General features: G+C 71.5%; 22 protein-coding genes. 7 read left to right on the top strand and 15 right to left on the bottom strand.

Going from position 1 to position 23392, the window contains the following annotated elements; all coding sequences use genetic code 11:
* Positions 1 to 61: 61 nt before the first annotated feature.
* From ACIA8X_RS17870 to ACIA8X_RS17855, 4 genes are all read right to left on the bottom strand, one after another.
* Positions 62 to 1090, bottom strand: a complete 1029-nt coding sequence (locus ACIA8X_RS17870) for a 6-phosphofructokinase (protein WP_393442398.1) — start codon at positions 1088 to 1090, stop codon at positions 62 to 64.
* Positions 1091 to 1198: 108 nt separating this feature from the next.
* Positions 1199 to 1900, bottom strand: coding sequence for a response regulator (locus tag ACIA8X_RS17865; protein WP_393442396.1), 702 nt, complete (start codon positions 1898 to 1900; stop codon positions 1199 to 1201).
* Positions 1897 to 3126 carry a MacS family sensor histidine kinase gene (gene macS / locus ACIA8X_RS17860; protein WP_393442394.1) on the bottom strand — a complete coding sequence of 410 codons (1230 nt, stop codon included), beginning with the start codon at positions 3124 to 3126 and terminating at the stop codon, positions 1897 to 1899. The genes ACIA8X_RS17865 and macS overlap by 4 nt, the downstream gene beginning before the upstream one ends.
* A gap of 43 nt (positions 3127 to 3169) precedes the next feature.
* Positions 3170 to 3904 (bottom strand): lysophospholipid acyltransferase family protein, encoded by a 735-nt coding sequence (locus ACIA8X_RS17855; protein WP_393442392.1) that lies wholly within the window; start codon positions 3902 to 3904, stop codon positions 3170 to 3172.
* Positions 3905 to 4038: 134 nt separating this feature from the next.
* Between ACIA8X_RS17855 and ACIA8X_RS17850 the strand changes: the two genes are divergently transcribed.
* The 4 genes from ACIA8X_RS17850 to ACIA8X_RS17835 all read left to right on the top strand — a co-directional run bounded on the left by ACIA8X_RS17850 (position 4039) and on the right by ACIA8X_RS17835 (position 7253).
* Positions 4039 to 4818: an alpha/beta hydrolase gene (locus tag ACIA8X_RS17850; protein ID WP_393442390.1), complete on the top strand. Its 780-nt coding sequence runs from the start codon at positions 4039 to 4041 to the stop codon at positions 4816 to 4818.
* The gene (locus ACIA8X_RS17845) at positions 4811 to 5461 is read left to right on the top strand and encodes a hypothetical protein (RefSeq protein WP_393442388.1); all 651 of its coding nucleotides are present in this window, start codon (positions 4811 to 4813) and stop codon (positions 5459 to 5461) included. Before ACIA8X_RS17850 ends, ACIA8X_RS17845 begins: the two co-directional genes overlap by 8 nt.
* Positions 5462 to 5629: 168 nt before the next feature.
* On the top strand, positions 5630 to 6253 hold the full coding sequence (locus ACIA8X_RS17840; protein ID WP_393442386.1) for an RNA polymerase sigma factor: 624 nt from the start codon (positions 5630 to 5632) through the stop codon (positions 6251 to 6253).
* Complete coding sequence (locus ACIA8X_RS17835; protein WP_393442385.1) at positions 6246 to 7253, top strand: CU044_5270 family protein; 1008 nt, start codon at positions 6246 to 6248, stop codon at positions 7251 to 7253. Before ACIA8X_RS17840 ends, ACIA8X_RS17835 begins: the two co-directional genes overlap by 8 nt.
* Here ACIA8X_RS17835 and ACIA8X_RS17830 read toward each other — a convergent pair whose 3' ends face one another.
* From ACIA8X_RS17830 to ACIA8X_RS17805, 6 genes are all read right to left on the bottom strand, one after another.
* Positions 7254 to 8012, bottom strand: coding sequence for an endonuclease/exonuclease/phosphatase family protein (locus ACIA8X_RS17830; RefSeq protein ID WP_393442383.1), 759 nt, complete (start codon positions 8010 to 8012; stop codon positions 7254 to 7256).
* Positions 8013 to 8347: 335 nt separating this feature from the next.
* Positions 8348 to 9301 carry an ROK family glucokinase gene (locus ACIA8X_RS17825; protein ID WP_393442381.1) on the bottom strand — a complete coding sequence of 318 codons (954 nt, stop codon included), beginning with the start codon at positions 9299 to 9301 and terminating at the stop codon, positions 8348 to 8350.
* 54 nt (positions 9302 to 9355) lie between these two features.
* On the bottom strand, positions 9356 to 9862 hold the full coding sequence (locus ACIA8X_RS17820) for a DUF5304 domain-containing protein (RefSeq protein ID WP_393442379.1): 507 nt from the start codon (positions 9860 to 9862) through the stop codon (positions 9356 to 9358).
* A 57-nt stretch (positions 9863 to 9919) separates the two neighbouring features.
* The gene (locus tag ACIA8X_RS17815; protein ID WP_393442377.1) at positions 9920 to 11098 is read right to left on the bottom strand and encodes an ArsA family ATPase; all 1179 of its coding nucleotides are present in this window, start codon (positions 11096 to 11098) and stop codon (positions 9920 to 9922) included.
* Between the two features lie 74 nt (positions 11099 to 11172).
* Positions 11173 to 11616 (bottom strand): SRPBCC family protein, encoded by a 444-nt coding sequence (locus ACIA8X_RS17810; RefSeq protein WP_393442375.1) that lies wholly within the window; start codon positions 11614 to 11616, stop codon positions 11173 to 11175.
* 143 nt (positions 11617 to 11759) lie between these two features.
* Entirely contained in the window at positions 11760 to 12515 is a 756-nt protein-coding gene (locus ACIA8X_RS17805; RefSeq protein WP_393443239.1) for a metallophosphoesterase, read from the bottom strand.
* 349 nt (positions 12516 to 12864) lie between these two features.
* Here ACIA8X_RS17805 and ACIA8X_RS17800 point away from each other — a divergent pair, with 349 nt between their 5' ends.
* A complete protein-coding gene (locus ACIA8X_RS17800) occupies positions 12865 to 14661 on the top strand; it encodes an AMP-dependent synthetase/ligase (RefSeq protein WP_393442373.1) in 1797 nt (598 codons plus the stop codon).
* Positions 14662 to 14693: 32 nt separating this feature from the next.
* Here the strand turns inward: ACIA8X_RS17800 and ACIA8X_RS17795 are convergent, their stop codons facing one another.
* Together ACIA8X_RS17795 and ACIA8X_RS17790 are read right to left on the bottom strand one after the other, a co-directional pair.
* Positions 14694 to 16280 (bottom strand): GMC oxidoreductase, encoded by a 1587-nt coding sequence (locus ACIA8X_RS17795; RefSeq protein WP_393443237.1) that lies wholly within the window; start codon positions 16278 to 16280, stop codon positions 14694 to 14696.
* A gap of 219 nt (positions 16281 to 16499) precedes the next feature.
* Entirely contained in the window at positions 16500 to 17642 is a 1143-nt protein-coding gene (locus ACIA8X_RS17790) for a glycosyltransferase family 4 protein (protein ID WP_393442371.1), read from the bottom strand.
* 150 nt (positions 17643 to 17792) lie between these two features.
* On the opposite strand from ACIA8X_RS17790, the gene ACIA8X_RS17785 reads away from it, so the two are divergent.
* On the top strand, positions 17793 to 19028 hold the full coding sequence (locus ACIA8X_RS17785) for a glycosyltransferase 87 family protein (protein ID WP_393442369.1): 1236 nt from the start codon (positions 17793 to 17795) through the stop codon (positions 19026 to 19028).
* On the opposite strand, the gene ACIA8X_RS17780 is transcribed toward ACIA8X_RS17785, so the two are convergent.
* Positions 18989 to 20347: an MATE family efflux transporter gene (locus ACIA8X_RS17780; protein WP_393442367.1), complete on the bottom strand. Its 1359-nt coding sequence runs from the start codon at positions 20345 to 20347 to the stop codon at positions 18989 to 18991. The two genes, ACIA8X_RS17785 and ACIA8X_RS17780, sit on opposite strands and share 40 nt — an antisense overlap.
* A gap of 89 nt (positions 20348 to 20436) precedes the next feature.
* Between ACIA8X_RS17780 and ACIA8X_RS17775 the strand changes: the two genes are divergently transcribed.
* The gene (locus ACIA8X_RS17775) at positions 20437 to 20967 is read left to right on the top strand and encodes a PadR family transcriptional regulator (RefSeq protein WP_393442365.1); all 531 of its coding nucleotides are present in this window, start codon (positions 20437 to 20439) and stop codon (positions 20965 to 20967) included.
* Here ACIA8X_RS17775 and ACIA8X_RS17770 read toward each other — a convergent pair.
* A complete protein-coding gene (locus ACIA8X_RS17770; protein WP_393442363.1) occupies positions 20955 to 22148 on the bottom strand; it encodes a hypothetical protein in 1194 nt (397 codons plus the stop codon). The two genes, ACIA8X_RS17775 and ACIA8X_RS17770, sit on opposite strands and share 13 nt — an antisense overlap.
* 63 nt (positions 22149 to 22211) lie before the next feature.
* Positions 22212 to 23225 (bottom strand): NlpC/P60 family protein, encoded by a 1014-nt coding sequence (locus tag ACIA8X_RS17765; protein WP_393442361.1) that lies wholly within the window; start codon positions 23223 to 23225, stop codon positions 22212 to 22214.
* Between the last annotated feature and the right edge of the window lie 167 nt (positions 23226 to 23392).

Here is a 23392-nt window from a genome sequence, read left to right as displayed (position 1 = left end):
CGGCGACCGGCGTCGAAATGGTGGACGCCGGTCGCCGCGCGTTCCCGCGAACGCGGGCGGGTCAGCCGAAGAAGACCCCGACCTCCTCGTACAGCTTCGGATCCACCGTCTTCAGCTTGGCCGTGGCGTCCGCGATCGGGACGCGGACGATGTCCGTGCCGCGCAGGGCGACCATCTTGCCGAAGTCGCGGTCGCGGACGGCCTCGATGGCGTGCAGTCCGAAGCGGGTGGCGAGCCAGCGGTCGAAGGCGCTGGGGGTGCCGCCGCGCTGGATGTGCCCGAGGACCGTCGTACGGGCCTCCTTGCCCGTGCGCTTCTCGATCTCCTTGGCCAGCCATTCGCCGACCCCGGACAGCCGGACGTGCCCGAAGGAGTCCAGCGACTCGTCCTTCAGCACCATGTCGCCGTCCTGCGGCATGGCACCCTCGGCGACGACCACGATCGGGGCGTACGAGGCCTTGAAACGGGAGGTGATCCAGGCGCACACCTTGTCGACGTCGAAGCGCTGCTCGGGGATGAGGATGACGTTGGCGCCGCCGGCCAGCCCGGAGTGGATGGCGATCCAGCCGGCGTGACGGCCCATCACCTCGCAGACCAGGACGCGCATATGGGACTCGGCGGTGGTGTGCAGCCGGTCGATGGCCTCCGTAGCGATGCCGACGGCGGTGTCGAAGCCGAAGGTGTAGTCGGTGGCGGACAGGTCGTTGTCGATCGTCTTCGGCACGCCGACGCAGGGCACGCCGTACTCGTCGGACAGGCGGGTGGCGACGCCGAGGGTGTCCTCGCCGCCGATGGCGATGAGCGCCTCCACCTCCTGCTTGGCGAGGTTCTCCTTGATCCGGCGGATGCCGTTCTCCTGCTTCAGGGGGTTGGTGCGCGAGGAGCCGAGGATGGTGCCGCCACGGGGCAGAATGCCGCGCACCGCGGGGATGTCGAGACGGACGGTGTCGTTCTCGAGCGGACCTCGCCAGCCGTCCCGGAAGCCGACGAACTCATAGCCGTACTCCTGCACGCCCTTGCGGACGACGGCCCGGATGACGGCGTTGAGACCGGGGCAGTCGCCGCCTCCGGTCAGTACTCCGACCCGCATGGAAATGTCCCTTCGCCGCGGTTGCCTGGTGAGGCCACGCTAATGGTGATCCAGGTCACAGCGGGATGGGTCGGTACGGCAATTCCGGTGAACTATCGGGTGTTTGATTTACGCGTCGTCAAGCCCGCGCTCTATCGCGTACCTCACCAGCTCCACCCGGTTGTGCAGCTGGAGCTTGCCGAGGGTGTTCTGGACGTGGTTCTGGACCGTGCGGTGGGAGATGACCAGGCGTTCGGCGATCTGCTTGTAGCTCAGGCCCTTGGCGACGAGCCGCAGCACCTCGGTCTCGCGCTCGGTGAGCTGCGGGGCCCCCGGCTGGTCGGCGTCGGAGGCGGCGGGCGTGGGGTCGGAGGCGAGGCGGCGGTACTCGCCGAGGACCAGTCCGGCCAGGCCCGGCGTGAACACCGGGTCGCCGACGGCGGTACGGCGCACCGCGTCCAGCAGTTCCTCCGTGGACGCCGACTTCAGCAGATAGCCGGTGGCGCCGGACTTCACGGCCTCCAGGACGTCGGCGTGCTCGCCACTGGCGGACAGGACGAGGACGCGCAGCGCCGGGTTGTGGCCGACGAGCTCCTTGCAGACCTGGACGCCGGGCTTGGCGGGCAGGTTGAGGTCGAGCACGAGGACATCGGGGGTCGCGGCCTTGGCACGGCGTACGGCCTGGTCGCCGTCGCCCGCGGTGGCGACCACGTCGAAGCCGGACTCGGCCAGGTCGCGGGCGACCGCGTCGCGCCACATGGGGTGGTCGTCGACCACCATGACCCTGATCGTGCCCGGCCGGCCGTCCGTTCCGTTCGCGGTGTCCGTCATCGGTGCTCCGCCTTCCCCCGTGAAGCGCTGCTGTCCTTCGGTACCTTCAGTTCCACTTCGGTGCCCTGCCCCGGCACCGAGATCAGCTCGGCGCTGCCGCCGAGGTCCCGCAGCCGCCCCCGGATCGACAGGGCGACCCCGAGCCGCCCCTCACCCTCGGCCTGCGCGAGCCGGCCCTCGGGGATGCCGGGTCCGTCGTCCCGCACGGTGACGATCACCTCCTCGGGCTCGTCCTCGACGAGGATCCACGCGCGCGCGTGCTCCCCCGCGTGCTTGCGCACGTTGTCCAGGGCGGCCCCCACGGCCGCGGCCAGCTCCCGCGCGGCGAGCGGCGCCAGCGGCACGGGCGCGCCGGGCTCGGCGAGGTTCACCTTGGCGCCCGCGTACGGGGCGAGCAGCGCGCGGAGATCGACGGGACCGGTGGCGTCGTCCGGCTCTTCCACGGTCCGTACGACCGCACCGTGCGCGGCGTCCTCGGACACCCGCGGCACGGGCACCAGCCCGCCCGAGACCAGGGTGCGCAGCGCCACCTCCTGCTCGCCGGCCATGCGGCCCAGCTCGGCCGCCTCGCCGCCGATGACGGCGCCGCGCCGCTGCACCATCGCCAGCACCTGGAGCACGCTGTCGTGGATGTCCCGGGCGAGCCGCTCCCGTTCACGCGTGGCCGCCTCGATCTCCAGGGCGCGGGCGAGGGTGCGCTCGGAGGCGCGGGCGACCTCGACGACGTAGCCGATGGCGATGGAGGCGATCCAGACGAGCAGCACCATGTGGACGGTGTCGCGGGTCGGCACGCCGGAGCGGTGGATCAGGTTGGCGGCAGCGACCAGCGTCGAGGCGAAGGCGGCCCAGCGCCAGCCGCCCTTGATGGCGAAGGCCAGCACGGCGCCCGCGGTCCAGATCGACGGCAGGGTCGGAGCTCCGGCGTCGATCCGCGCGGGCGTCTCGGCGAGCCGGGTGAGCAGGATGCCGGCCAGGGCGATGGTGAGGTCCACGGCGAGGAAGCGCCGGGTGCAGTTCGCGGCGTTCGCGACCCTGGGCAGGGTGGCCAGCGTCCAGACGGTCAGTACGGCGAAGTAGGCGATGGCCACCCAGGGCCGGGCCACCTCGTCGTACGCGCTGATGAACAGCCCGATCGCGTACACCAGGGTCAGCACCCGGTAGCCGGTGAGCGCACGCCACAGCGGCTGCTCGACCGACATCCTCATGACCCGCTCACGCTCGGCCACTTGCCCCCACCCCTTTGCCCCCTCGGCGCTGCTGCGGCCGACTCTATTCGGGCTGTTCCTTCTTCTTGCGCGCTTGTTCCTTCTCCGCCTTCGCCGCGTCCGCGATCTGCCGCTTGGCGGCGGTCGCGTAGATGTCGACGTACTCCTGGCCGGAGAGCTTCATGATCTCGTACATGACCTCGTCGGTCACCGCGCGGAGCACGAACCGGTCGTGCTCCATGCCCTGGTACCGGCTGAAGTCCAGGGGCTCGCCGATCCGGATGCCCGGGCGCATCAGCTTGGGCATGACCTTGCCGGGCGGCTGGATCTTCTCCGTGTCGATCATGGCGACCGGGATGACCGGCGCTCCGGTGGCGAGCGCCACGCGCGCGAGGCCGCCGGGCTTGCCCCGGTAGAGGCGGCCGTCGGGCGAGCGGGTGCCCTCCGGGTAGATGCCGAACAGCTCGCCGCGCTCCAGGACGTCCATGCCGCTCTTGACGGCCGCCTCGCCCGCCCCGCGCGCGCCGGAGCGGTCCACGGGCAGCTGGCCGACGCCCTTGAAGAACGCTGCCGTCAGCCGGCCCTTGACGCCCGGGGTGGTGAAGTACTCGGCCTTCGCGATGAACGTGACCTTGCGGTCGAGGACCGCGGGCAGGAAGAACGAGTCGGAGAAGGACAGATGGTTGCTCGCGAGGATCGCGGGGCCCTCGGCGGGAATGTTCTCCAGGCCTTCCACCCAGGGCCTGAAGGCGACCTTCAGCGGTCCCCCGATGGTCACCTTCATCGCGCCGTACAACAACCGAGTGCCTCCTGTGTCTGTCGATCAGACCTTAACCCGGAGCACTGTCAAAGAGTCCGACGGCCCTGGTCGGTGTCAGTACGGTCGCGTACGGTGAAGCACACCGTCCCTCTTCACGAACAGGAGACCGTAAGGTGCCGGTCCTTCCTGGAGCCGAGCCGTACCGCTTCGAGGGCGGGGAGGTCGGGGTCCTCCTCTGCCATGGCTTCACCGGTTCCCCCCAGTCGCTGCGCCCGTGGGCGGAGCATCTCGCCGAGCGCGGGCTCACCGTCTCGCTGCCGCTGCTGCCGGGGCACGGCACACGCTGGGAGGACATGGCACTCACCGGCTGGCAGGACTGGTACGCCGAGGTGGACCGGGCCCTGCGCACCCTGCGCGACCGCTGCGAGCGGGTCTTCGTGGCCGGTCTGTCCATGGGCGGCGCCCTCGCGCTGCGGCTCGCCGCGAAGCACGGGGAGGACGTCGCCGGCGTGGTCGTCGTCAACCCGGCGAACAAGGTGCACGGCCTGTCGGCGTACACCCTTCCGGTGTCCCGCCACTTCGTCCGTACGACGAAGGGGATCGCCAGTGACATCGCGAAGGAGGGCGGCGCCGAGATCGGGTACGACCGGGTGCCGTTGCACGCGGCCCACTCCCTGCGGACCTTCTTCCGGCTGGTCGACAGGGAGTTGCCGCAGGTCACCCAGCCGCTGCTGCTCCTGCGCAGTGCCCAGGACCACATCGTGCCGGCGGCGGACTCGGTCCGGATCCTGAGCAGGGTGTCGTCCACGGACGTAACGGAGGTCGTGCTGGAACAGAGCTTTCATGTCGCGACGTTGGACCATGACGCGGACCGGATCTTCGAGGAGAGCCTCGGCTTCATCGGCCGGCTCGCAACCGACGTGGGCAAGGAAGGGACGACCGCACGTGGCTGAGCACGACTCCGACCGTGAGAGGCGCGAGGACCGCGACGATCGCGAACCGGAAGAGCAGCACGTCCCGTTCGACGAGGACGCCGCCTGGGCCGCCATCGTCTCCGGATACGGCCAGGAGCCGCCGGACCCGCCGGGCGCGAAGCCGTTCAAGTCGGTGGAGGACCTGGCGCTGCTGGAATCCGACGCGAACGACGACTCGGACGACGAGGCGGACGACCGGGCTAAAGGCGCCAAGGGCGGGCAGGACGAGCCGGGCGACAAGGGCGGGGAGCCCAAGGAGGACGAGCCGGCCAGGCCGCTCGGCAGCTCCGTCTCCTTCGCGCCCGGCGTCGGCGGCGGACCGCGCGACTACAGCGCGCCCGAGCCGACCGAGGACGACTTCGACACCGACGACGAGGGCCACTTCGTACCGCCCGAGCCGCCGCCGCTGCCCGCCGCCGACGCGACCGCGAAGTTCGCCTGGCTCGGGGTGGTCGGCGGGCCGATCCTGCTGCTGCTCGCCGTCCTGCTCGGCTGGGACATGACGTGGTGGCTGGCCACGCTGGGCATCGGCGGGTTCCTGGGCGGGTTCGCCACGCTGGTGATGCGGATGAAGACGGACGACGACGAGGACGACGACCCGGGACGCGGCGCGGTCGTCTGACACACCCGGGTGAGGGCCCGTCCGGAGATGCTCCGGACGGGCCCTCACGCGTCTTGGCACGGCCCCGCGCAGAAAAGGGAACTCGATTCCGGCGACCGGCGAAGGACAGGTGAACAACCCGAACAAGCCCAAGCCTTCGAGGCGTTCAGACGAACGAAAGGAGCCCCGATGACCGTCGGACCACCGGGCGTCGGCACCCGCGACGAGGATCGCGAGGAGAGTGATGCCCGTGTGATCGCACGGTCCCGGGACGAGCCCGAGCAGTTCGCCGCGCTCTACGACCGCTACGCCGACGCCGTGCACCGTTACGCGGCCCGGCGGCTCGGTCCCGAGGCGGCGGAGGATCTGATGGCGGAGACCTTCATCACCGCCTTCCAGCGCCGCCACACCTACGACCTGGGGCGGGACGACGCCCGCCCCTGGTTGTTCGGCATCGCGACGAACCTCGTGGGCCGGCACCGCCGGGCCGAGGCGCGCCGGTTCAAGGCGCTCGCGCGGCTGCCGGAGCCGGTGGTGCACGAGGAGCCGGTCGCGGACCGGGCGGTTTCCAGGGCCGGTGCCACGGGGGTGCGCCGGGAACTGGCAACCGCGCTGGCCGGGCTGTCCGCCCGGCACCGCGATGTGGTGCTGCTGGTGGCCTGGGCCGGCCTCGACTACGAGGAGGCGGCCCAGGCCCTCGGCGTGCCCGTCGGCACGGTCAGATCCAGGCTGCACCGGGCTCGCAGCAGATTGCGCGAAGCACTGGGCGGATCCGATCCGACGGCATTCCGAGAGGCAGACGCCCATGCGTGACATCGACGAACTGCGAGAACTGAGGGACTTCGACCCAGGGGCTCCGCCCCTCGACCACGCCACTCGGCAGCGGGCGCGCAACCGCCTGCTCGCCGCGATGGACCGGCCCGCTCCGGCGGTACGGCAGCGCCGCCCGGTCCTGCGCATCGCCCTGACCGGCGCGCTCACCGCGGCCGTCGCCGCCGGGGTCCTCGTCGCCGTACGCGACGACGGCGGGGCGGGCCGGGTCCGGACTGCGAACCCGCCGGCGACCAGCGCGCCCGACATGCGCAACGTGAGCGCGCAGACCGTGCTCAACGGGGCCGCCGCCTACGAGCGCAGGCACGGGCGGACGGTCACCCCGCGTGACGACCAGTTCATCTACACCAAGGAGATCATCGAGGAGACCAATCAGAAGACCGGTGAGAAGAAGAGCTACGTCGACGAGAACTGGCGTTCCGTCGACGGCTCGAAGCCGTCCTGGATCATGGAGATCGGCAAGGGATGGTGGTCGCCGCCGCTGAAGAAGGGCGAGAGCGTGTGGCCGCCTCAGGACTGGGGCACGCTGCGGAAGCTGCCGACCGATCCGAAGAAGCTGATTCTGGAGATCAACGGCGCCTGGGGCATGGGCGGGAAGACCGACTCGCTGGAGGAGATCACCGACGAGGAGTGGTCACAGATCCACTTCAGCCTCGCCGGGCTGCTCAAGCTGGTCCCGGTGATGCCGGAGGGGCTGCGCCCGGCGGCGTACGAGGCGCTCGGGATGGTGCCCGGGGTGAAGACGGTGCCGAACCAGCAGGACGCGAAGGGACGCACCGGCGTGGCCATCACGTACGACGACCCGACGAGCCCGGGGGGCGGAGGCTTCGGCGGCTACTTCATCTTCGACCCGAGGACGTACGAGTTCCTCGGCTTCCGTGACGAACGCACCTCCGGCGACGGTGCGGCCATGAAGAGCTACACCCAGCTCTCGTACCTCGACAGCTGGGCCGTCGTCGACAAGGTCAAGCAGCGGCCGTAACTACACGGCGGCGGGCACTCTGAGGGCGGCCAGGACCGGAAGGTGGTCCGTGGCCGCCCTCAGGTCTGCCTGCGTCACGCCGGGGTGGCCGACGGGGACGCCGCAGCCGAGTACCTCGATGCCCTTGGTGGCGAAGATCGCGTCGATGCGTTGATGGGGGTCGAGCGGGGTCGAGCTGTACTCACTGCCCCAGGGGGCGGTGGCCCAGCAGTCCTGGAGGCTGTCGGCGAGGCGGCGGAAGGTGCGGCCGGTGGGGCGGTCGTTGAGGTCGCCGCCCGCGATCGCGTGCTCCACGCCGAGGCCGGCGAGGCGGTCCAGGAGCATGCCGCCCTGTGCGTAGCGCTCGTCCTTCTGCAGGGAGAGGTGGCAGCAGAGCACGCCGAGGCGGGCGCCGCCGAAGCGGACCACTGCCGTGGCGAGGCCGCGCCTGTGGAGTCCGGGTGTGAGCGGGAGGAGGACGTCCTCCGTCCGCTCCACGGTGGCCCTCAGGTCGCACAGGATCGCGGGGCCTGTGGTGGTGGCGCCGCCGGTGAGGACGACGAGGTTCGCCGCGCGGGCCAGGCGGGCGAGTTTCTTGCGCCAGCGGAAGAAGCGGGGGGCTTCCTGGATGAGGACCAGGTCGGGTGCGCAGGCGCTGATGACGCGGGCGAGGGCGTCGGTGTCGTCGCGCATCGAGCGGATGTTGTAGCTGAGGACGCGGACGACTGCGGAACCGTCGGGTTCGGTGCGGGAGTTGGGGAGCAGTGGGGGCGTCGGCATGCGGGTCAATTTACGCCGGAAGCGGCATTGAGTGCGGCCCACGCCGCCCAATGACTCGGGGCGCGAGGAGCGTGTGCGACTGCCGGTCCGTCGTGGCTTGTCGCGCAGTTCCCCGCGCCCCTTAGGGCGTCACAGTGGCCGCAGCTCAAGAAGCGGACGTCACATGATCGGGTCCGGCTCCCGCGCCAGGTCCGCCGCGCCCACCCAGGGGCGCGAGGAGCCTGTGCGACAGCCGGTCCGTCGTGGCTTGTCGCGCCCACGCGGCGGAGCCGCATGTTTTATACAGCCCCGCGCCCCTTAGGGCGTCACAGTAGCCGCAGCACAAGAAGCGGACGTCACATGATCGGGTCCGGCTCCCGCGCCAGGTCCGCCGCGCCCACCAGGCCCGCCTTGTTGCCCAGCTGGGCCGCGATGACGTCGGCCACCGGGCGCCAGTTGCCGCCTACCAGCCAGCGCTTGTAGGACTTGCGGATCGGGTCGAGGACCAGTTCGCCCTCGTCGGAGAGGCCGCCGCCGACGATGAAGGCGGACGGGTCGAAGAGGGAGGCGAGGTCGGCGAGGCCGGCGCCGGCCCAGCGGGCGAGTTCGCGGTAGGAGTCGACGGCGACCGGGTCGCCCTGGCGGGCGGCCATGGAGATGTGCTTGCCTTCGATGCCCTCGGGGGTGCCGTCCCCCATGTCCAGCAGGATCTCGGCGTTCTCGGGGGTGGCGTTGGCGCGCTGCTTGGCGTATCTGACGAGGGCGCGCCCGGAGGCGTACTGCTCCCAGCAGCCCTGGGAGCCGCAGCCGCACAGCAGGCCGTCCGGCACCATGCGGATGTGGCCGAACTCGGCGGCGACGCCGTAGTGCCCGCGGCGCAGCTTGTTGCCGATGATGATGCCGCCGCCGAGGCCGGTGCCGAGGGTGATGCAGATGACGTTGCGGTGGCCCTTGCCCGCGCCGAACTTGTACTCGCCCCAGGCGGCCGCGTTGGCGTCGTTCTCGACGACGACCGGGAGGCCGACGCGGGTCTCGACCTTCTCCTTCAGCGGCTCGTTGCGCCAGTCGATGTTGGGGGCGAAGTAGACCTCCGAGCGCTGACGGTTGACGTAACCGGCCGCGCCGATGCCCACGCCGACGATCTCGTGCCCGGCGCGCGCGCCCTCCACCGCGGAGGCGATGGCGTCCACGATCCCGTCGGGCGTGCCCGGGGTCGGCACCTTGTGGGTCGAGAGGATGTTGCCTTCCTCGTCGACCACACCGGCCGCGATCTTGGTACCGCCGATGTCGACGCCGATGGTGAGTCCCATGAATCCCTCAGTTCGGTCGAGCCCCGCTATGGCCAACCGTACCCGAGGGCCCGGTCAGTCCAAGTCGATGCGCTGGCCGGGGCCGGTGCCCTCGCCGGGGTCGCGCTTGTCGTCGTCGAGCTCGTCCGGTTCGGGGGAGTCGTCGCCGCCGCTCGTCCAGCGCCGTTCCTGGTTCTGGACGGCGGAGCGGTAGGCGGCGAGGAGTTCGTTGCCGGCGGCGGCCAGGTGGTCGAAGACGTCCGGGTTGCGCTCGATGACGGGCTCGACGGCGGCCTTGGCCTGCTCCACGACCTGCTTGACGACCTGCTGGGCGGCGGGCCCGGCGACCGCGCCGAGCAGCGGGGACTGGAGGGTGGACAGCTTGTCCGCGACGGCGTCGACGAGCTTGCGCAGCTCCTCGGCGGCCGAGCCGGCCGGCGCACCGTGCTCGGCACGACGGCGGGCCTTCTCCGCCGCGAGGTCCTCGGCGCACGCCGTCGCCCAGGCGTCGGCGTCGGTCGCCCGTACCTCGTCGACGGCCTCGCGTTCTTCGGCGCCGGACGGGGGGAGCTCTTCGCTCATGACGGACTCCTGACTACGGTTCGTCTCTCCGACGTTACCCGAACGGCCGCACCGGCTTCACCGTGTCCGCGGCCAGAGATCCGGGTCCGGCGCGAACCGGATCCGCAGCTCGCCGTCCCGCAGCGCGGCCCCGTCCACTCCGCAGCGGCGCAGGGCGGACGGCAGGGGCACGATACGCCGGAACTGTCCGGCGGTGACGACGAGTTCGTCGCCGCGCCGGACGAGGTCGAGTTCGTCCCGTACGGCGCCGGGCAGCGGGATGGTCCAGACGAGAACGCCGTCGTCGGCGAGCCGGTCGGTGACGGGCCACTCGACGGTGGACGAGGTGCCGTCGACGGCGGGCACGGCGAGGGTGGCGAGGTCGTCGATGCCACGGGGGTCCTGCCCGAGATGGGCGATGTCGTGGACCCGGTGGTCCTCCTCGCGCCACTCCTCCAGGACCTTGCGCTGCTGGGCGACCGGCCCGGCGAGCCAGCTGCCGGCCGCCGCCTCGGCCTCCGGCAGCACCCGGTTGGCGATCAGCACGTCGGGGCGCAGGCCGCGCAGGGCGAGGGCGAGGCCGGCGGCGCGCACGGCGTCGGCACCGCCCGGACCGGGTTCGGCGACCAGCCGTACGACGGTGTCGCGATCGGCGACGACGGCCTCCACGGCGGCGAGTTCGACATCCCAGCGGGCGGCGGTCTCGTACAGCCACTCCGCGGGCATCGGCACGCCGGCCAGCCTGCCCAGCACCGGCCGCAGGCCACGGGCCGCCTGCCGCTCGGCCGGGAGCAGTCGGCGCAGATAGCGGCGCAGCTCCTCGGGGAGCGCGAGCAGGGCGAGGGCCTGCGGGGTGGCCGGCAGGTCGACGACGAGCAGGTCATGGGCCTCGGCGAGCGCGGCGTCCCGGAGGGCGCGCAGCAGCGCGAGTTCCTCGGCGCCGGGCAGGGGGGTGACCTCTTCCGGGTCGAGGCGGGACGCGCCGAGGAGGTCGAGGGCGGAGGCGGCGCGCTCCTGGAAGGCGGCGAGGTCGTCCCGGAAACCGGTGGCGGCGTCGGGGCGCCAGGCGGTGAGGGTGTCGGTGACCCGGACCGGGGCCCCGCCCGTGGTCACGCCGAGTGCCGCGCCCAGGGTGTCGGTGCGGTCGGCGCTGAGGACGAGGGTGCGGGTGCCGTTGCTCGCCGCGGACAGCGCGGTGGCGGCGGCGACGGTGGTACGGCCGCTGCCGCCGGGGCCCGTGATCAGGATCGTGCGCATGGGGCTGAACCGTAGCCCAGGCAGGGGTACGGCCACGCCCGAGGGGTGCTCGGCGCCGCAGGCCGCGCCGGTCCCTACTTCGCGCCCGACTCCACCCGCTTCTTCAACCCGGCCAGCGCCCGGTCGATGATGACCTTCTCGGCCTTGCGCTTGATCATCCCCAGCATCGGGATCTTGACGTCGACCGTCAGCCGGTACGTGACCTCGGTTGAACCCGCCCCCGCCGATTTCAGGATGTACGAGCCGTCGAGCGACCGCAGCATCTGGGACTTCACCAGCGTCCAGGACACCTCGTTCTCGCCGGTCCAGGTGTATCCGAGCACCTGGTCGTCCTTGATCGCGCCGGCGTCCATGACGAGGCGGACCTGCTCGGCGCGGCCCTGGTCGTCGGTCTTGAGGACCTCCGCCTCCTTCACCTCGCCGGTCCAGTCCGGGTAGCGGGCGAAGTCGGCGATCACCCCCATGACATCGGCCGGTGCCGCCTCGATCGTGATGCTCGAGCTGGTGTGTTCCGCCATCGCCGTGGCTCCTCCAGATGCGGGCCGGTATGAATTGGTGGTGCGCTCGCGTGTGCAGCGTGAAGGCTACCGCGCGTCCGACCAGCCGACTTCACCCCCACCTGCGCCCCACGCCGGAAAGCGCCCCCGGTGCCGGAATTCGCTCACCATTCCAGCGCCCACGGCTTCCCCGACCCCGCGAAGTGCCCCACGTTCACGCACTCCGTCGCCCCGATCCGCATCCGGCGGGCCAGCGGCTGATGCACATGGCCGAAAAGGGAGTAGCGGGGGCGAGTACGGCGAATCGCCTCCAGCAGCGCCCGGCTCCCCCGCTCGAAGCGCCGCGCCACCGTGTCGTACACCAACTCCGGGACCTCCGGCGGAATGTGCGTGCACAGCACGTCCACCTCCCCCACGGCCTCGATCTTCGCGGCGTACTCCTCGTCGCCGATCTCGTAGGGGGTCCGCATCGGGGTCCGCAGGCCGCCGCCCACGAAGCCGAAGACCCACCCCCCGATCTCCACCCGCTCCCCGTCCAGCACCGTCACACCGGGCCCGGCGTACTCCGGCCACAGAGGCGGCATGTCGACATTGCCGTAGGTGGCGTACGTCGGCGTCGGGAACGCCGCGAACATCTCGGCGTACTGCTTGCGGACCGCCTTCTCGATCAACGCCCGCCGGTCCCCGCCGATCCCGGCCCACAGCCGCGTCCCGAGCTCCCGCGCCTCCTCGAAGCGCCGGGCGGTGCGCAGTTCCACGATGCGGTCGGCGTTCGCCACCCCGAACAGGTCGGGGAAGATGCCGCGCGAGTGGTCGGCGTAGTCCAAAAACAGCACCAGGTCGCCCAGGCAGATCAGGGCGTCCGCGCCCTCGCCGGCCCTGGCCAGGTCGCGGGCGTTGCCGTGCACGTCGCTGACCACATGGACGCGCGTCCTGCGGTTTCCCGTCGATGTCGGTGCCATGACGATCAAGGGTAGGCGTGTGCGGCATACGTGAACAGTGCCGGGTGGATCGATGGTTACTGGCCAGTCGTCAGACAGCTCGACTACTGTGCGCGCAGGAATACAAGCAGAAACACCAATCCGTGTGACGCAGCGAACATCTCGCCGGGCCCCCTGTCGAAGAAGCCATACCGGCGGGTAACGTCCGGTCGGTCCAGTCGTGCTCTGGATTTCAACTTGTGAATCCCAGAGCACCTGCCCGAGCCTTGGACCGCACCGTCGCATCACACAACGTCGTGGCGCCGGCGCCCTATGAGGAGCAGCAGTCTTGCGCGAGTTCAGCCTTCCGGCTTTGTACGAGGTCCCTGCGGACGGCAATCTGACCGACATCGTCCGCAGAAACGCCGCGCAGCACCCTGACGTCGCCGTCATCGCCCGCAAGGTGGGCGGTGCCTGGCAGGACGTGACGGCCACCGCCTTCCTCGCCGAGGTGCACGCGGCCGCGAAGGGGCTCATCGCCGCCGGGGTCCAGCCCGGCGACCGGGTGGGCCTGATGTCCCGGACCCGCTACGAGTGGACCCTGCTCGACTTCGCGATCTGGTCGGCGGGCGCGGTCACCGTGCCGGTGTACGAGACGAGCTCGCCGGAGCAGGTGCAGTGGATCCTCGGTGACTCGGGCGCGACCGCCATGATCACGGAGCTGGACGGCCACGCGGCCGCCGTCGAGTCGGTGCGCGACCGGCTGCCCGCCCTCAAGCACGTCTGGCAGATCGACGCCGGCGGGGTCGAGGAGCTGGTGCGGCTCGGGCAGGACATCAGCGACGCCAGCGTCGAGGAGCGCAGCTCGCAGGCGAAGGCCGACGATCCGGCGACCATCGTGTACACCTCCGGCACCACCGGCCGCCCCAAGGGCTGTGTGCTCACCCACCGCAGCTTCTTCGCGGAGTGCGGCAACATCGTGGAGCGGCTGCGCCCGCTGTTCCGCACCGGCGAGTGCTCCGTACTGCTCTTCCTGCCCCTCGCGCACGTCTTCGGCCGGCTGGTCCAGATCGCGCCGATGATGGCGCCGATCAAGCTGGGCACGGTCCCGGACATCAAGGACCTCACCGACGAGCTGGCGGCCTTCCGCCCGACGCTGATCCTGGGCGTACCGCGCGTCTTCGAGAAGGTCTACAACTCGGCCCGCGCCAAGGCCCAGGCCGACGGCAAGGGCAAGATCTTCGACAAGGCCGCGGACACCGCGATCGCCTACAGCAAGGCGCTGGACACCCCGTCCGGTCCGGCCGTCGGCCTGAAGATCAAGCACAAGGTCTTCGACAAGCTCGTCTACAGCAAGCTGCGCGCGGTGCTCGGCGGCAAGGGCGAGTACGCCATCTCCGGCGGCGCCCCGCTGGGCGAGCGGCTCGGGCACTTCTTCCGCGGCATCGGCTTCACGGTCCTGGAGGGCTACGGCCTGACCGAGTCCTGTGCCGCCACCGCCTTCAACCCCTGGGACCGCCAGAAGATCGGCACGGTCGGCCAGCCGCTGCCGGGCTCGGTCGTGCGGATCGCGGACGACGGTGAGGTGCTGCTGCACGGCGAGCACCTGTTCAAGGAGTACTGGAACAACCCGGGCGCGACCGAGGAGGCGCTGGCCGACGGCTGGTTCCACACCGGCGACATCGGCACCCTCGACGAGGACGGCTACCTCCGGATCACCGGCCGCAAGAAGGAGATCATCGTCACCGCGGGCGGCAAGAACGTCGCCCCGGCCGTGATCGAGGACCGTATCCGCGCGCACGCGCTGGTCGCGGAGTGCATGGTGGTCGGCGACGGGCGCCCGTTCGTGGGCGCGCTGGTCACCATCGACGAGGAGTTCCTGGGCCGCTGGGCCGCCGAGCACGGCAAGCCCGCGGGCTCCACCGCGGCGTCGCTGAGCGCGGACGCCGACCTGAACGCGGCCGTCCAGGCCGCGATCGACGACGGCAACGCCGCGGTGTCGAAGGCGGAATCGGTGCGGAAGTTCCGCATTCTGCCCTCCCAGTTCACGGAGGAGTCGGGCCATCTGACGCCGTCGCTGAAGCTCAAGCGCAACGTCGTGGCGAAGGACTACGCGGACGAGATCGAGGCGATCTACCAGAAGTAGTCACTGGTACGACGCTTTCACGCGTACGACGGCTATGGCGCGGTGTCCTCCACGAGGACCCGCGCCATCGTGCGTTCGGCGAGCGCGGTGATCGTCACGAACGGGTTCACCCCGATCGACCCGGGCACGAGTGAGCCGTCGGTGACGTAGAGCTTCGAATACCCCTTGACCCTCCCGTAGTTGTCGGTCGCCTTCCCCAGCACACAGCCGCCCAGCGGGTGGTAGGTGAAGTCGTCGGCGAAGACCTTGCCGGCCGAGCCGAACAGGTCGTACCGGTAGATCGTCGCGTTCGCCGAGTTGATCCGGTCGAACAGCTTCTTGGCCATGCCCACCGACACCGCGCTCTGGGCGGCACTCCAGCCGAGTTTCACGGCTCCCGTACCGCTGTCGTACGAGAACGACGCCCGCGACGGGTTCTTGGTGATCGCCAGATAGAGGCTGACCCAGTGCTCAAGTCCCGTGGGCAGGGGCGCGATCTCGGCGAAGACCGGGTTGGCGGCGTTGGCCCAGTCGTCGATGCCCATGACCGGCATGGTCGACTGGTTCGCCCCGACCGTGTCCCAGAGGTGGTTGGCCCGGCCGAGCATCACGTTGCCGTTGGTCCCCCACCCGGTGCCGACGTTCGTGTCCAGGGCGGGCAGCATGCCCGACTCACGGGCGCGGACGAGGAGTTCGGTGGTGCCGATGCTGCCGCCGCCGAGGAAGAGGTACGTACAGCCGTACTCCTTGGTCTCCACGACGGTGCCGGTGTCGTCGATCCGGTCGGCGGTCAGGACGTACGTCCCGTCGGCCGCCCTGCGAACCGACGTCACCTTCTCCTGGGTGTGGATGGTGACGTTCCCGGTGCCGAGCGCGGAGGCCAGATACGTCTTGTCGAGGGTGCGCTTGCCGTGGTTGTTGCCGTAGATGACCTCGCCGGCCAGGGCGGACTTGGTCGCCGTGCCGGCCGCCTCGCGCTGCATGTACCCGAAGTCGTAGACGTTGGGCACGAAGGTGGTCTTGAGGCCGGTGTTGGTCGCGTGTTTGCGGGAGATCCGGGTGAAGCGGTACCACTCCGTGGACTCGAACCAGGCGGGGTCGACGGTGTTGACGCCGAGCATGGAGCGGGCCCGTGGGAAGTACGTGCCGTACATCTCCGCGGTGTCCACGGTGGGGAACTGCTCGGCGAAGTAGGACTGGAGCGGGGTGACGGCCATACCGCCGTTGACCAGGGAGCCGCCGCCGACGCCTCGGCCCACGTACACGGACATGTGGTCGTAGTGGACGCGGTCCAGGACTCCGGGGTAGGCGCTGATGTCCTTGTTGACGACGTCCAGCCACAGGAAGGTGGCGAGCGGGGCCTCGGTGCGGGTGCGGAACCACATGGAGCGCTGGTCGGGGGCGCTGGTGGAGCAGAAGATCTTGCCGTCTGGGCCGGGGGTGTTCCAGAGGCGGCCCATTTCGAGGACGAGGGTGCGGATGCCGGCCTGGCCGAGGCGGAGGGCGGCGACGGCGGCGCCGTAGCCGGAGCCGACGACTATCGCCGGGGCGGATTCGACTGCGTCGGGCTCGGCGGATTGGGCCGACTGGAGGGCGATGCGGGTGAAGCCGAGGGTGGCTGCGGTCTGTAGCGCCGCCATTCCGAGGATCTGGCGTCTTGTCAGCTGACGCTGCATCAGTTTTGCTGTCATGTGCGGAGCATGCGCGGATTTTCCGGTTCCGCCTAGTGGTGTGCCACTTATTCGCCGTTGGCGGGTGCGGGTTGTTTGTGGCTGGTCGCGCAGTTCCCCGCGCCCCTAAAAGCCTTTGCCCGCGCCCCCAATAGAAGGCGGCGTTGCCCTACTAGAAGGTGCGTTGCCCTACAGCAGCGTTTGCAGCCTCTCCGCCAGTAGGTCCCAGCGCCACCTCTCCTCGACCCATTCCCTACCCCGCTCCCCCATCCGCTGGCGGAGTTCGGCGTCTCCCAGAAGCGCGACGATGCGGTCGGCCGCCTCCTCGGGGGAGCCGCCTCTCACCACCCAGCCCGTCTCGCCGTCCAGTACCGCGTCCGGTGCGCCGCCCGAGTCGCCCGCGACCACCGGCAGGCCCGTCGCCGAGGCCTCCAGGTAGACGATGCCGAGACCCTCCACGTCGAGGCCGCCCCTGCGGGTCCGGCACGGCATCGCGAAGACGTCGCCGGCGCCGTAGTGGGCGGGGAGTTCGGACCAGGGCACCGGGCCGGTGAAGCGGACCGAGTCGGCGACGCCCGTCTCGTGCGCCAGGCGTCGCAGGTCCTTCTCGTAGGGGCCGCCGCCGACGATCAGCAGCACGGCGTCCGGCTCGGTGGCCAGGATGCGGGGCATGGCGAGGATCAGGGTGTCCTGGCCCTTGCGGCGCACCAGGCGGGAGACACAGACCACCACCGGGCGGTCGGTCAGGCCTAGCCGGGCCCGGATCTCGTCGCCGCCCGACCCCGGGTGAAAGGTCTTCTCATCCACCCCCGGCGGCAGCTGCACCATCCGCGAGGCCGCCTGCGGCGTCAGCGCGGTCGCGATGCGCGAGCGCGTGTACTCGCCGAGGTAGGTGATCGTGTCGGTCGACTCCCCGATCCGGCCGAGCAGCTGCCGGGCCGCGGGCAGCTGGGCCCAGCCCGCCTCATGACCGTGGGTCGTGGCCACGAGGCGCTCGGCGCCCGCCCTGCGCAGAGCCGGTGCCATCAGGCCGAGCGGTGCCGCCGCCCCGAACCACACCGACGTGCACCCGTGCTCGCGCAGCAGGCCGACCGCCCGCCGGGTCGCCGCGGGCGTGGGCAGCAGCATCGTCGTACGGTCCCGTACGACCGTGAAGGGCTGCTCGGCGTCGAAGGCGGCCGTGGCCTCGATGCCCTCGCGGCTCCGCTTCCAGGTGGAGGCGTAGACGACCAGCCGCTCCGGGTCGAGCCGCAGCGCCATGTTGTGCAGGAACGCCTGGATGCCGCCGGGGCGGGGCGGGAAGTCGTTGGTCACGATCAGGGTCTTGTGCATCGCCGCCGACCTTACCGAAGCCGCTGTTCACGACCGAAGCCCCTGTGCACAGCCGGGGCTCGGCCACGCTTATGGCCCGCTCACAGCTGGAGGGGACATCATGTTCCCCTCAAGGCGGGCAGCGCACGGCAGGGAACGGCAGGGGATCCGGTGGAGACGAAGGGCACGCGGCGGTCCCTGGCGTGGCTTCTGGGGAGCTGGGCCGTGACCAGGGTGATCCTGCTGCTGTTCGTGTTCAAGGTGTACGTCTTCCCGGGTCCCGATGTCACCAGCGACGTGTCGGTGATCTACCAGGGCTGGTACGAGGTGCTGCGCACCGGAACCTTCCCGCTGGACGACGTCACCTGGCAGTACCCGCCCGCCGCGGCCCTCGCGATCCTCTCCCCCGGGCTGGTGTTCTGGCTGGACTACCCGTCGGCCTTCTTCGTCCTCGCCTTCGCCGCCGACCTCGCCGCGCTGCTGCTCCTGCTGTACGCGGGCCTGCGCCCGGGCCGGACGCTGCGCGGGGCCTGGGTGTGGGTGGCGGGCGTACCGCTGCTCGGACCGACCGTGTACGCGCGCTACGACGTCATGGTCACCGCCGTCGCCGTGGCCGCCCTGCTCGCGGGCGCCCGGCATCCCCGGCTGATGGGCGCGCTGACGGCCTTCGCGGCGATGCTGAAGGTGTGGCCGGTGCTGCTGCTGGTCGCGGCCCGCGGGCGCCTCGCCTGGGGCTGGGCCGCGCTGACCGCAGGCGCCCTCGCGGCGGCGTTCGCCCTCGCCATGCCCGGCGCCTTCGCCTTCCTGACCTTCCAGCGCGACCGGGGCACCGAGGTGGAGTCACTGGGCTCGCTGGTCTTCCATGTGGCCCGGCAGTACGGCTGGGACGGCCAGGTGCTGCTGAACTACGGCTCGGTGGAGTTCCTCGGCCCGTACGTCGACGTCGTCAGCAGGGCCGCCCTCGCCCTCAGCGTGCTCGCCTTCGGCTGGCTGCTGCTGTGGCGGCTGCGGGCGCGGCGGTTCCACTCCCACACGCTCGCGGACGCGGCCTTCGTGGCGGTGCTGATGTTCGTGACGACCAGCCGGGTGATCAGCCCGCAGTACATGGTGTGGCTAGTGGGCCTGGCGGCCGTGTGCCTGTGCTTCCGCGGCAGCCGGATGGGGCTCCCCGCCGGCCTGGTCCTGGCGGCGTGCCTCGTGACGGTCCTGGAGTTCCCGGTCTGGTTCGCGAACGTCGTCGCCAGCGACGCCCGCGGAACCACCTTGCTGTTCCTCCGCAACGGCCTGCTGGTCCTGGCCACGCTCCTCGCGGCCCGCGTGCTCTGGCGCTCGACCGTCACCCGGACCGCCCTGCTCCCCGTACCGCCTCAGGCCACCCGCACCAAGGAGACGTCCCCGCCCTCCTGACGCCGGGCCCGCCGCAGCAGCACCAGCACCGCCGCGCACTGCGCCGCCATGGCGAGCGCCAGCGCCAGGCACACGCCGGGCAGGCCGAGACCGGACAACGCGAAGGCGAGCGGCAGCTGCACGGCCGTACCGAGCAGGGTCACCCGCAGCAGCACCGGCGCTCCCCCGCTGCCCTCGAAGACCCCGCCGAGCGCGATGAAGCAGGCCATCAGGACGAGATACGGCCCGACACAGCGCAGGAACAGCACACCGTCGTGGGCCACGGCGGGCCCAGCGCCGAAGGCGGCCATCACCCACCGGGCGGTGACACCCAGGGCAACGGCCGCCACCAGCCCCACGCTCCCCGACACCAGCACCGCCTGCCGCCCGATCGCCCACCGCACTCCCCCACTCTCGACTTCGCTCGAGCGGGTGGACCCCCATCGACCGGCGCCGAGCAGGTGCGCGGTGTGGATGGCGGCGGCCTGGCGTACGGCGTAGAAGGCCATGGTGGCGACGTACATGACCTTGTACGCGATCGAGTACGCCGCCACCGCCGTCACCCCGAGCCGCGCCACGATCGCCACCAGCACCAGCGCACCCGCCTGCCGCACGGTGAAGTCGGCCGACATCGGCAGCCCGGTCCGCAGGGTGCGCCGCGTCGCGTCGGCGAGCGACTCGGCCGGCCGCACCTCGGCCGCTGACCGCAGCAGCCGGTTCCGCCGCAGGGCGAGCAGGCCCACCCCCAGCGCCACGCTCCGGCACAGCACGGTCGCGGCGGCGGCGCCCTGGACGCCGTAGAGGTGGATCAGGAACGGATCGCAGAGCAGGATCAGCCCATTGGCGAGCAGCGCCAGCCGCATCGGTGTCCTGGTGTCGCCGGCGCCCTTGAGGATGCCGTCGACCAGCGTCTGCGCGAAGAACACCGCGACACCCGGCAGCGAGATCGCGAAGTAGCCCACCGCGAGCGCCACCGCCGTGCCGTCACCCCCGCCGAGCACCAGCCGCGCCAAGGGCTCCCGCAGCAGGAACCCGCCCACCACGACCACCGGCGTGACAAGCGCCCACACCACCCAGCCCCCGCGCACCGCCGCCCGCACCGCTCCCGCGTCCCGCGCACCCCTGGCGTGCGCGACCAGCACGGTCGTACCGGAGCCGAAGACGAGCGCCACACCGAGCAGGACGTTCTCGGTGTTGGTCGCGACCGCCACCGCGGCCACGGCCGGGCCGCCGAGCCGGGAGACCCAGACCGTGTTGATGATCCCGGCGGCGACGGAGGCGAGGAGCGAGAAGTAGACGGGGTGGGCGAGCGAGATGAGCTGTTTGCGATGCGCGTTCACGACCTGGCCCCCTGAATCCCGACGGTACCTCGATTAGAGGTAGCTCGATAAGAGGTACCATCGACCCAGTCACGCCCGCAAGGAGGACCATGCTGGAGCTGTCGATCCTGGGCTTCCTGGCCGAAGAGCCGCTGCACGGCTATGAGTTGAAGGAACGCATCAAGGCACTGAGCGGCCATGTCCGCCCGGTCAGCGACGGCGCGCTCTATCCGGCGATCACCCGGCTCATCAAGGCGGGGAAGCTCGACGAGCACGCGGAGCTGGGCGCGAGCGCCGCCCCGCGCCGGGTCCTCTCGCTCACCGACCGCGGCCGCGAGGACCTGCTGGAGCGCCTGCGCCGACCCAAGCAGGTCGAGATCACCGACCAGGTGCGCTTCAACACGGTCCTGTCCTTCCTACGGCACCTGCCGGACCGCCGGGAGCAGGCCGAAGTGCTGCGCCGACGGCTGGAGTTCCTCACCGCGCCCACGAGCTTCTTCTACGAGGGTGGTGAGCCGGTACGGGCGGAGGAGGCCGGCGACCTGTTCCGGCAGGGCATGCTGCGGGTCGCCCGGGCGACCGGCGAGGCGGAACGCGCGTGGCTCACGGAGGCCATCGCGCAGCTCGATCAGCCGAGCTGAGCCCGCAGATACTCCCGCCACTCCCCCGTGAACTCCTCCAGCGATGTGCCGAGTACGTCCTTCAGCGCGCCCTCGACCGCCCCCGCCCGCCCTTCGTGCGCACCCACGGCCCGGTAGAACTCGACGAGTCTGACCTCGCCCCAGCGCTCCGCGATCAGCCGGCAGGCCAGCCACCCGCTCTCGTAGGCCCGCGCCAGCCTGCCCGAGTCGCCGGTGAAGCCGAAGTCCGCGTCGGCGGGGAGCACCTGCGGCACCCGGCCCTCGGTCACCGCACCCCACAGTTCGGGCGCGGCCTGGGACGGGGAGCGCCCGCTGCCGAGGTAGCCGACCCAGTCGGCGTAGCCCTCGGAGAGCCACAGCGGGGTGGCCGCGGTGGTGTGGGCGCGGGTGGCGACATGGGTGGTCTCGTGGGTCAGGACGACCTGCTTGCCGGTGGCGCCGAGCACGCCGTACGCGTCGGGGTTGACGATGATCCGGTCAGCGGGCGCCTTCGCCGGGGCGCCGGTCTCGCCGGTGGTGACCGCGGCGATCCCTCGGTAGGAGGATTCGGGCGAGCCGAGGAGCCCCGCCATGCCGCCGAGCGAAGCCGGTACCAGGACCACGATCCGCCGGGCCCAGTCCGTGCCCCACGCCTGTGACACGGCCGGTACCGCCTCGTCCGCCAGCTCCGCGTACTCCCGCAGCGCCTCGGCGGACTGCCCGACGCCCATGACGAGGCTGTGGTCACCCCGTACGACGCTCACCGCGCCCTGGTCCCACAGCTGCTCGGCGGAGCCCTTCGCGGGCCGCTCGGCCTCGACATACCAGTGGCCCCCCGCGTCCAGACTGAGGCTGAGTGTGCGGCCGGCGCTGACGGGGGCGCGGTCGTAGCCCCGGACGGAAAAGCGCAGTTCGGCCTCGGCGGTGGCGGTGTCGCCGGTGCGGTGCAGACGGGTCAGGCGGTACGACCAGTCGGCGAGGGGCAGGGCTCGCACGTTGCCGAACCAGTCCGGGGCGCCCGTGCGCAGGAACGCCGCCCGGTCGCGGTCGAGGATCGCCGCCGCCCGCCCGTCCAGGACGCGCTGCACCTCGGCCCGCGCGCTGTCGGTGGCGGGCCGCCCGCCGCAGCCCACCAGGGAGACGAGCAGCAGACAGAGCGCCACGACGACCCGCGTTCCCGACGCCCGCCTTCGACCAGCCACTTCCCGATCGTACGGCGGCGCGGGCGCGGAGGTCAGACCCGCGTCGGACCCTGGTGACCGCCGTCAGACCCGGGTGACCGTCGCGCCCGGCATCATGCCGACCGGGTCGTAGCGCACGGGTGCGCCCGGGTAGGGCGCGTGGATCACCTGGCCGTTGCCGACGTACATCCCGACATGGCTGGCGTCGCCGCGGTAGGTGACCACGTCGCCGGGCTGGGCCTCGGCGAGCGGGACCTGCCGGCCGGCGTGCCGCTGGCCCTGCGAGGTGCGCGGCATGGCGACGCCGGCCTGGGCGTAGGACCACTGGATCAGGCCCGAACAGTCGAACCCGGAGGGGCCGTTGGCGCCCCAGACGTACGGCTTGCCCACAGCGGAGTGGGCGGCGGCCAGGGCGGCGGCCGCGCGGCCCGAGGGTGCGCCACCGCCGAGGAAGCCGGGCATGATGTCGCGGCCGGAGCGGGTGGCGCGGTCGTAGGCGGCGCGGTCGCTCGCCGTGAGGGTGTTGAGGAGCCTGCGGGCCTGGGCGAGTTTGCGCTCGACGGTCCGCTTGTGGGCGGCGACGGCCTTGCGGCTCTTCTCCAGGTCGGTGAGCTTCTTCGCCGCCTCGGCGCGCTCCTGGGCGAGGAGGCGCATGGCGTCCTGGAGTTCCTCCAGCTCGCCGGCCTGGTGGGCGCTGATCCGGGCGATCCGGGCGGCCTTGTCGAGGTAGTCGGCCGGGTCGTCGGAGAGCAGCAGGGCCAGGGAGGGGTCGATGCCACCGGACCGGTACTGGGCGCCGGCCAGCGAACCGAGGGCGTCCCGCATGGAGTTGATGCTGTCCTGCTTGCGGGCGATCCGGTCCTGTGCCCGGCTCACCTGGTCGCGGAGCCCGTCGGCACGCTCGTCGGCCTTGTTGTAGGCCTCGGTGGCCTTCTCGGCCTCCTCGTAGAGGCGGTCCACCTTGGCCCGGGTGTCGTCGTGCGGCGTGGCCGTGGCGGGTACGACCCCGAGGGCCGTGGCGGCGGCTGACATGACGCAGAGGGCTGTACCGGCGCCCCGGTCGAACCCGGACGATGCAAGACGGCGATGGGACCCCACGGGAAGCCGCTCTCCTTCCGCTCGCGGACAAGGACCGTTCCCCCGGCAGCGGGGGAAACGCGGCAGACAGTAGCTCCGTGTCGGGCCGGCGACCAACGACCTCGCCGGGCACACAAAGTGACGCCCCGCCTCTGACGCAGGTCATCGGCGGGGCGCGGGGTCAGCGA

Source organism: Streptomyces sp. NPDC051738 (genome assembly GCF_044453205.1).
Classification (GTDB): Bacteria; Actinomycetota; Actinomycetes; order Streptomycetales; family Streptomycetaceae; genus Streptomyces.
This window is presented reverse-complemented; position numbering and strand designations above follow the sequence as displayed.

Bases quoted from the DNA above. Each gene is read 5' to 3' on its own strand.
- ACIA8X_RS17870 (WP_393442398.1), bottom strand. From the start codon at position 1,090: ATGCGGGTCGGAGTACTGACCGGAGGCGGCGACTGCCCCGGTCTCAAC.
- ACIA8X_RS17810 (WP_393442375.1), bottom strand. From the start codon at position 11,616: ATGGCGGAACACACCAGCTCGAGCATCACGATCGAGGCGGCACCGGCC.
- ACIA8X_RS17815 (WP_393442377.1), bottom strand. From the start codon at position 11,098: ATGCGCACGATCCTGATCACGGGCCCCGGCGGCAGCGGCCGTACCACC.
- ACIA8X_RS17825 (WP_393442381.1), bottom strand. From the start codon at position 9,301: ATGGGACTCACCATCGGCGTCGACATCGGCGGTACCAAGATCGCGGCC.
- ACIA8X_RS17830 (WP_393442383.1), bottom strand. From the start codon at position 8,012: ATGCCGACGCCCCCACTGCTCCCCAACTCCCGCACCGAACCCGACGGT.
- ACIA8X_RS17795 (WP_393443237.1), bottom strand. From the start codon at position 16,280: ATGGCGGCGCTACAGACCGCAGCCACCCTCGGCTTCACCCGCATCGCC.
- ACIA8X_RS17840 (WP_393442386.1), top strand. From the start codon at position 5,630: ATGACCGTCGGACCACCGGGCGTCGGCACCCGCGACGAGGATCGCGAG.
- ACIA8X_RS17820 (WP_393442379.1), bottom strand. From the start codon at position 9,862: ATGAGCGAAGAGCTCCCCCCGTCCGGCGCCGAAGAACGCGAGGCCGTC.
- ACIA8X_RS17865 (WP_393442396.1), bottom strand. From the start codon at position 1,900: ATGACGGACACCGCGAACGGAACGGACGGCCGGCCGGGCACGATCAGG.
- ACIA8X_RS17790 (WP_393442371.1), bottom strand. From the start codon at position 17,642: ATGCACAAGACCCTGATCGTGACCAACGACTTCCCGCCCCGCCCCGGC.
- ACIA8X_RS17775 (WP_393442365.1), top strand. From the start codon at position 20,437: ATGCTGGAGCTGTCGATCCTGGGCTTCCTGGCCGAAGAGCCGCTGCAC.
- ACIA8X_RS17835 (WP_393442385.1), top strand. From the start codon at position 6,246: ATGCGTGACATCGACGAACTGCGAGAACTGAGGGACTTCGACCCAGGG.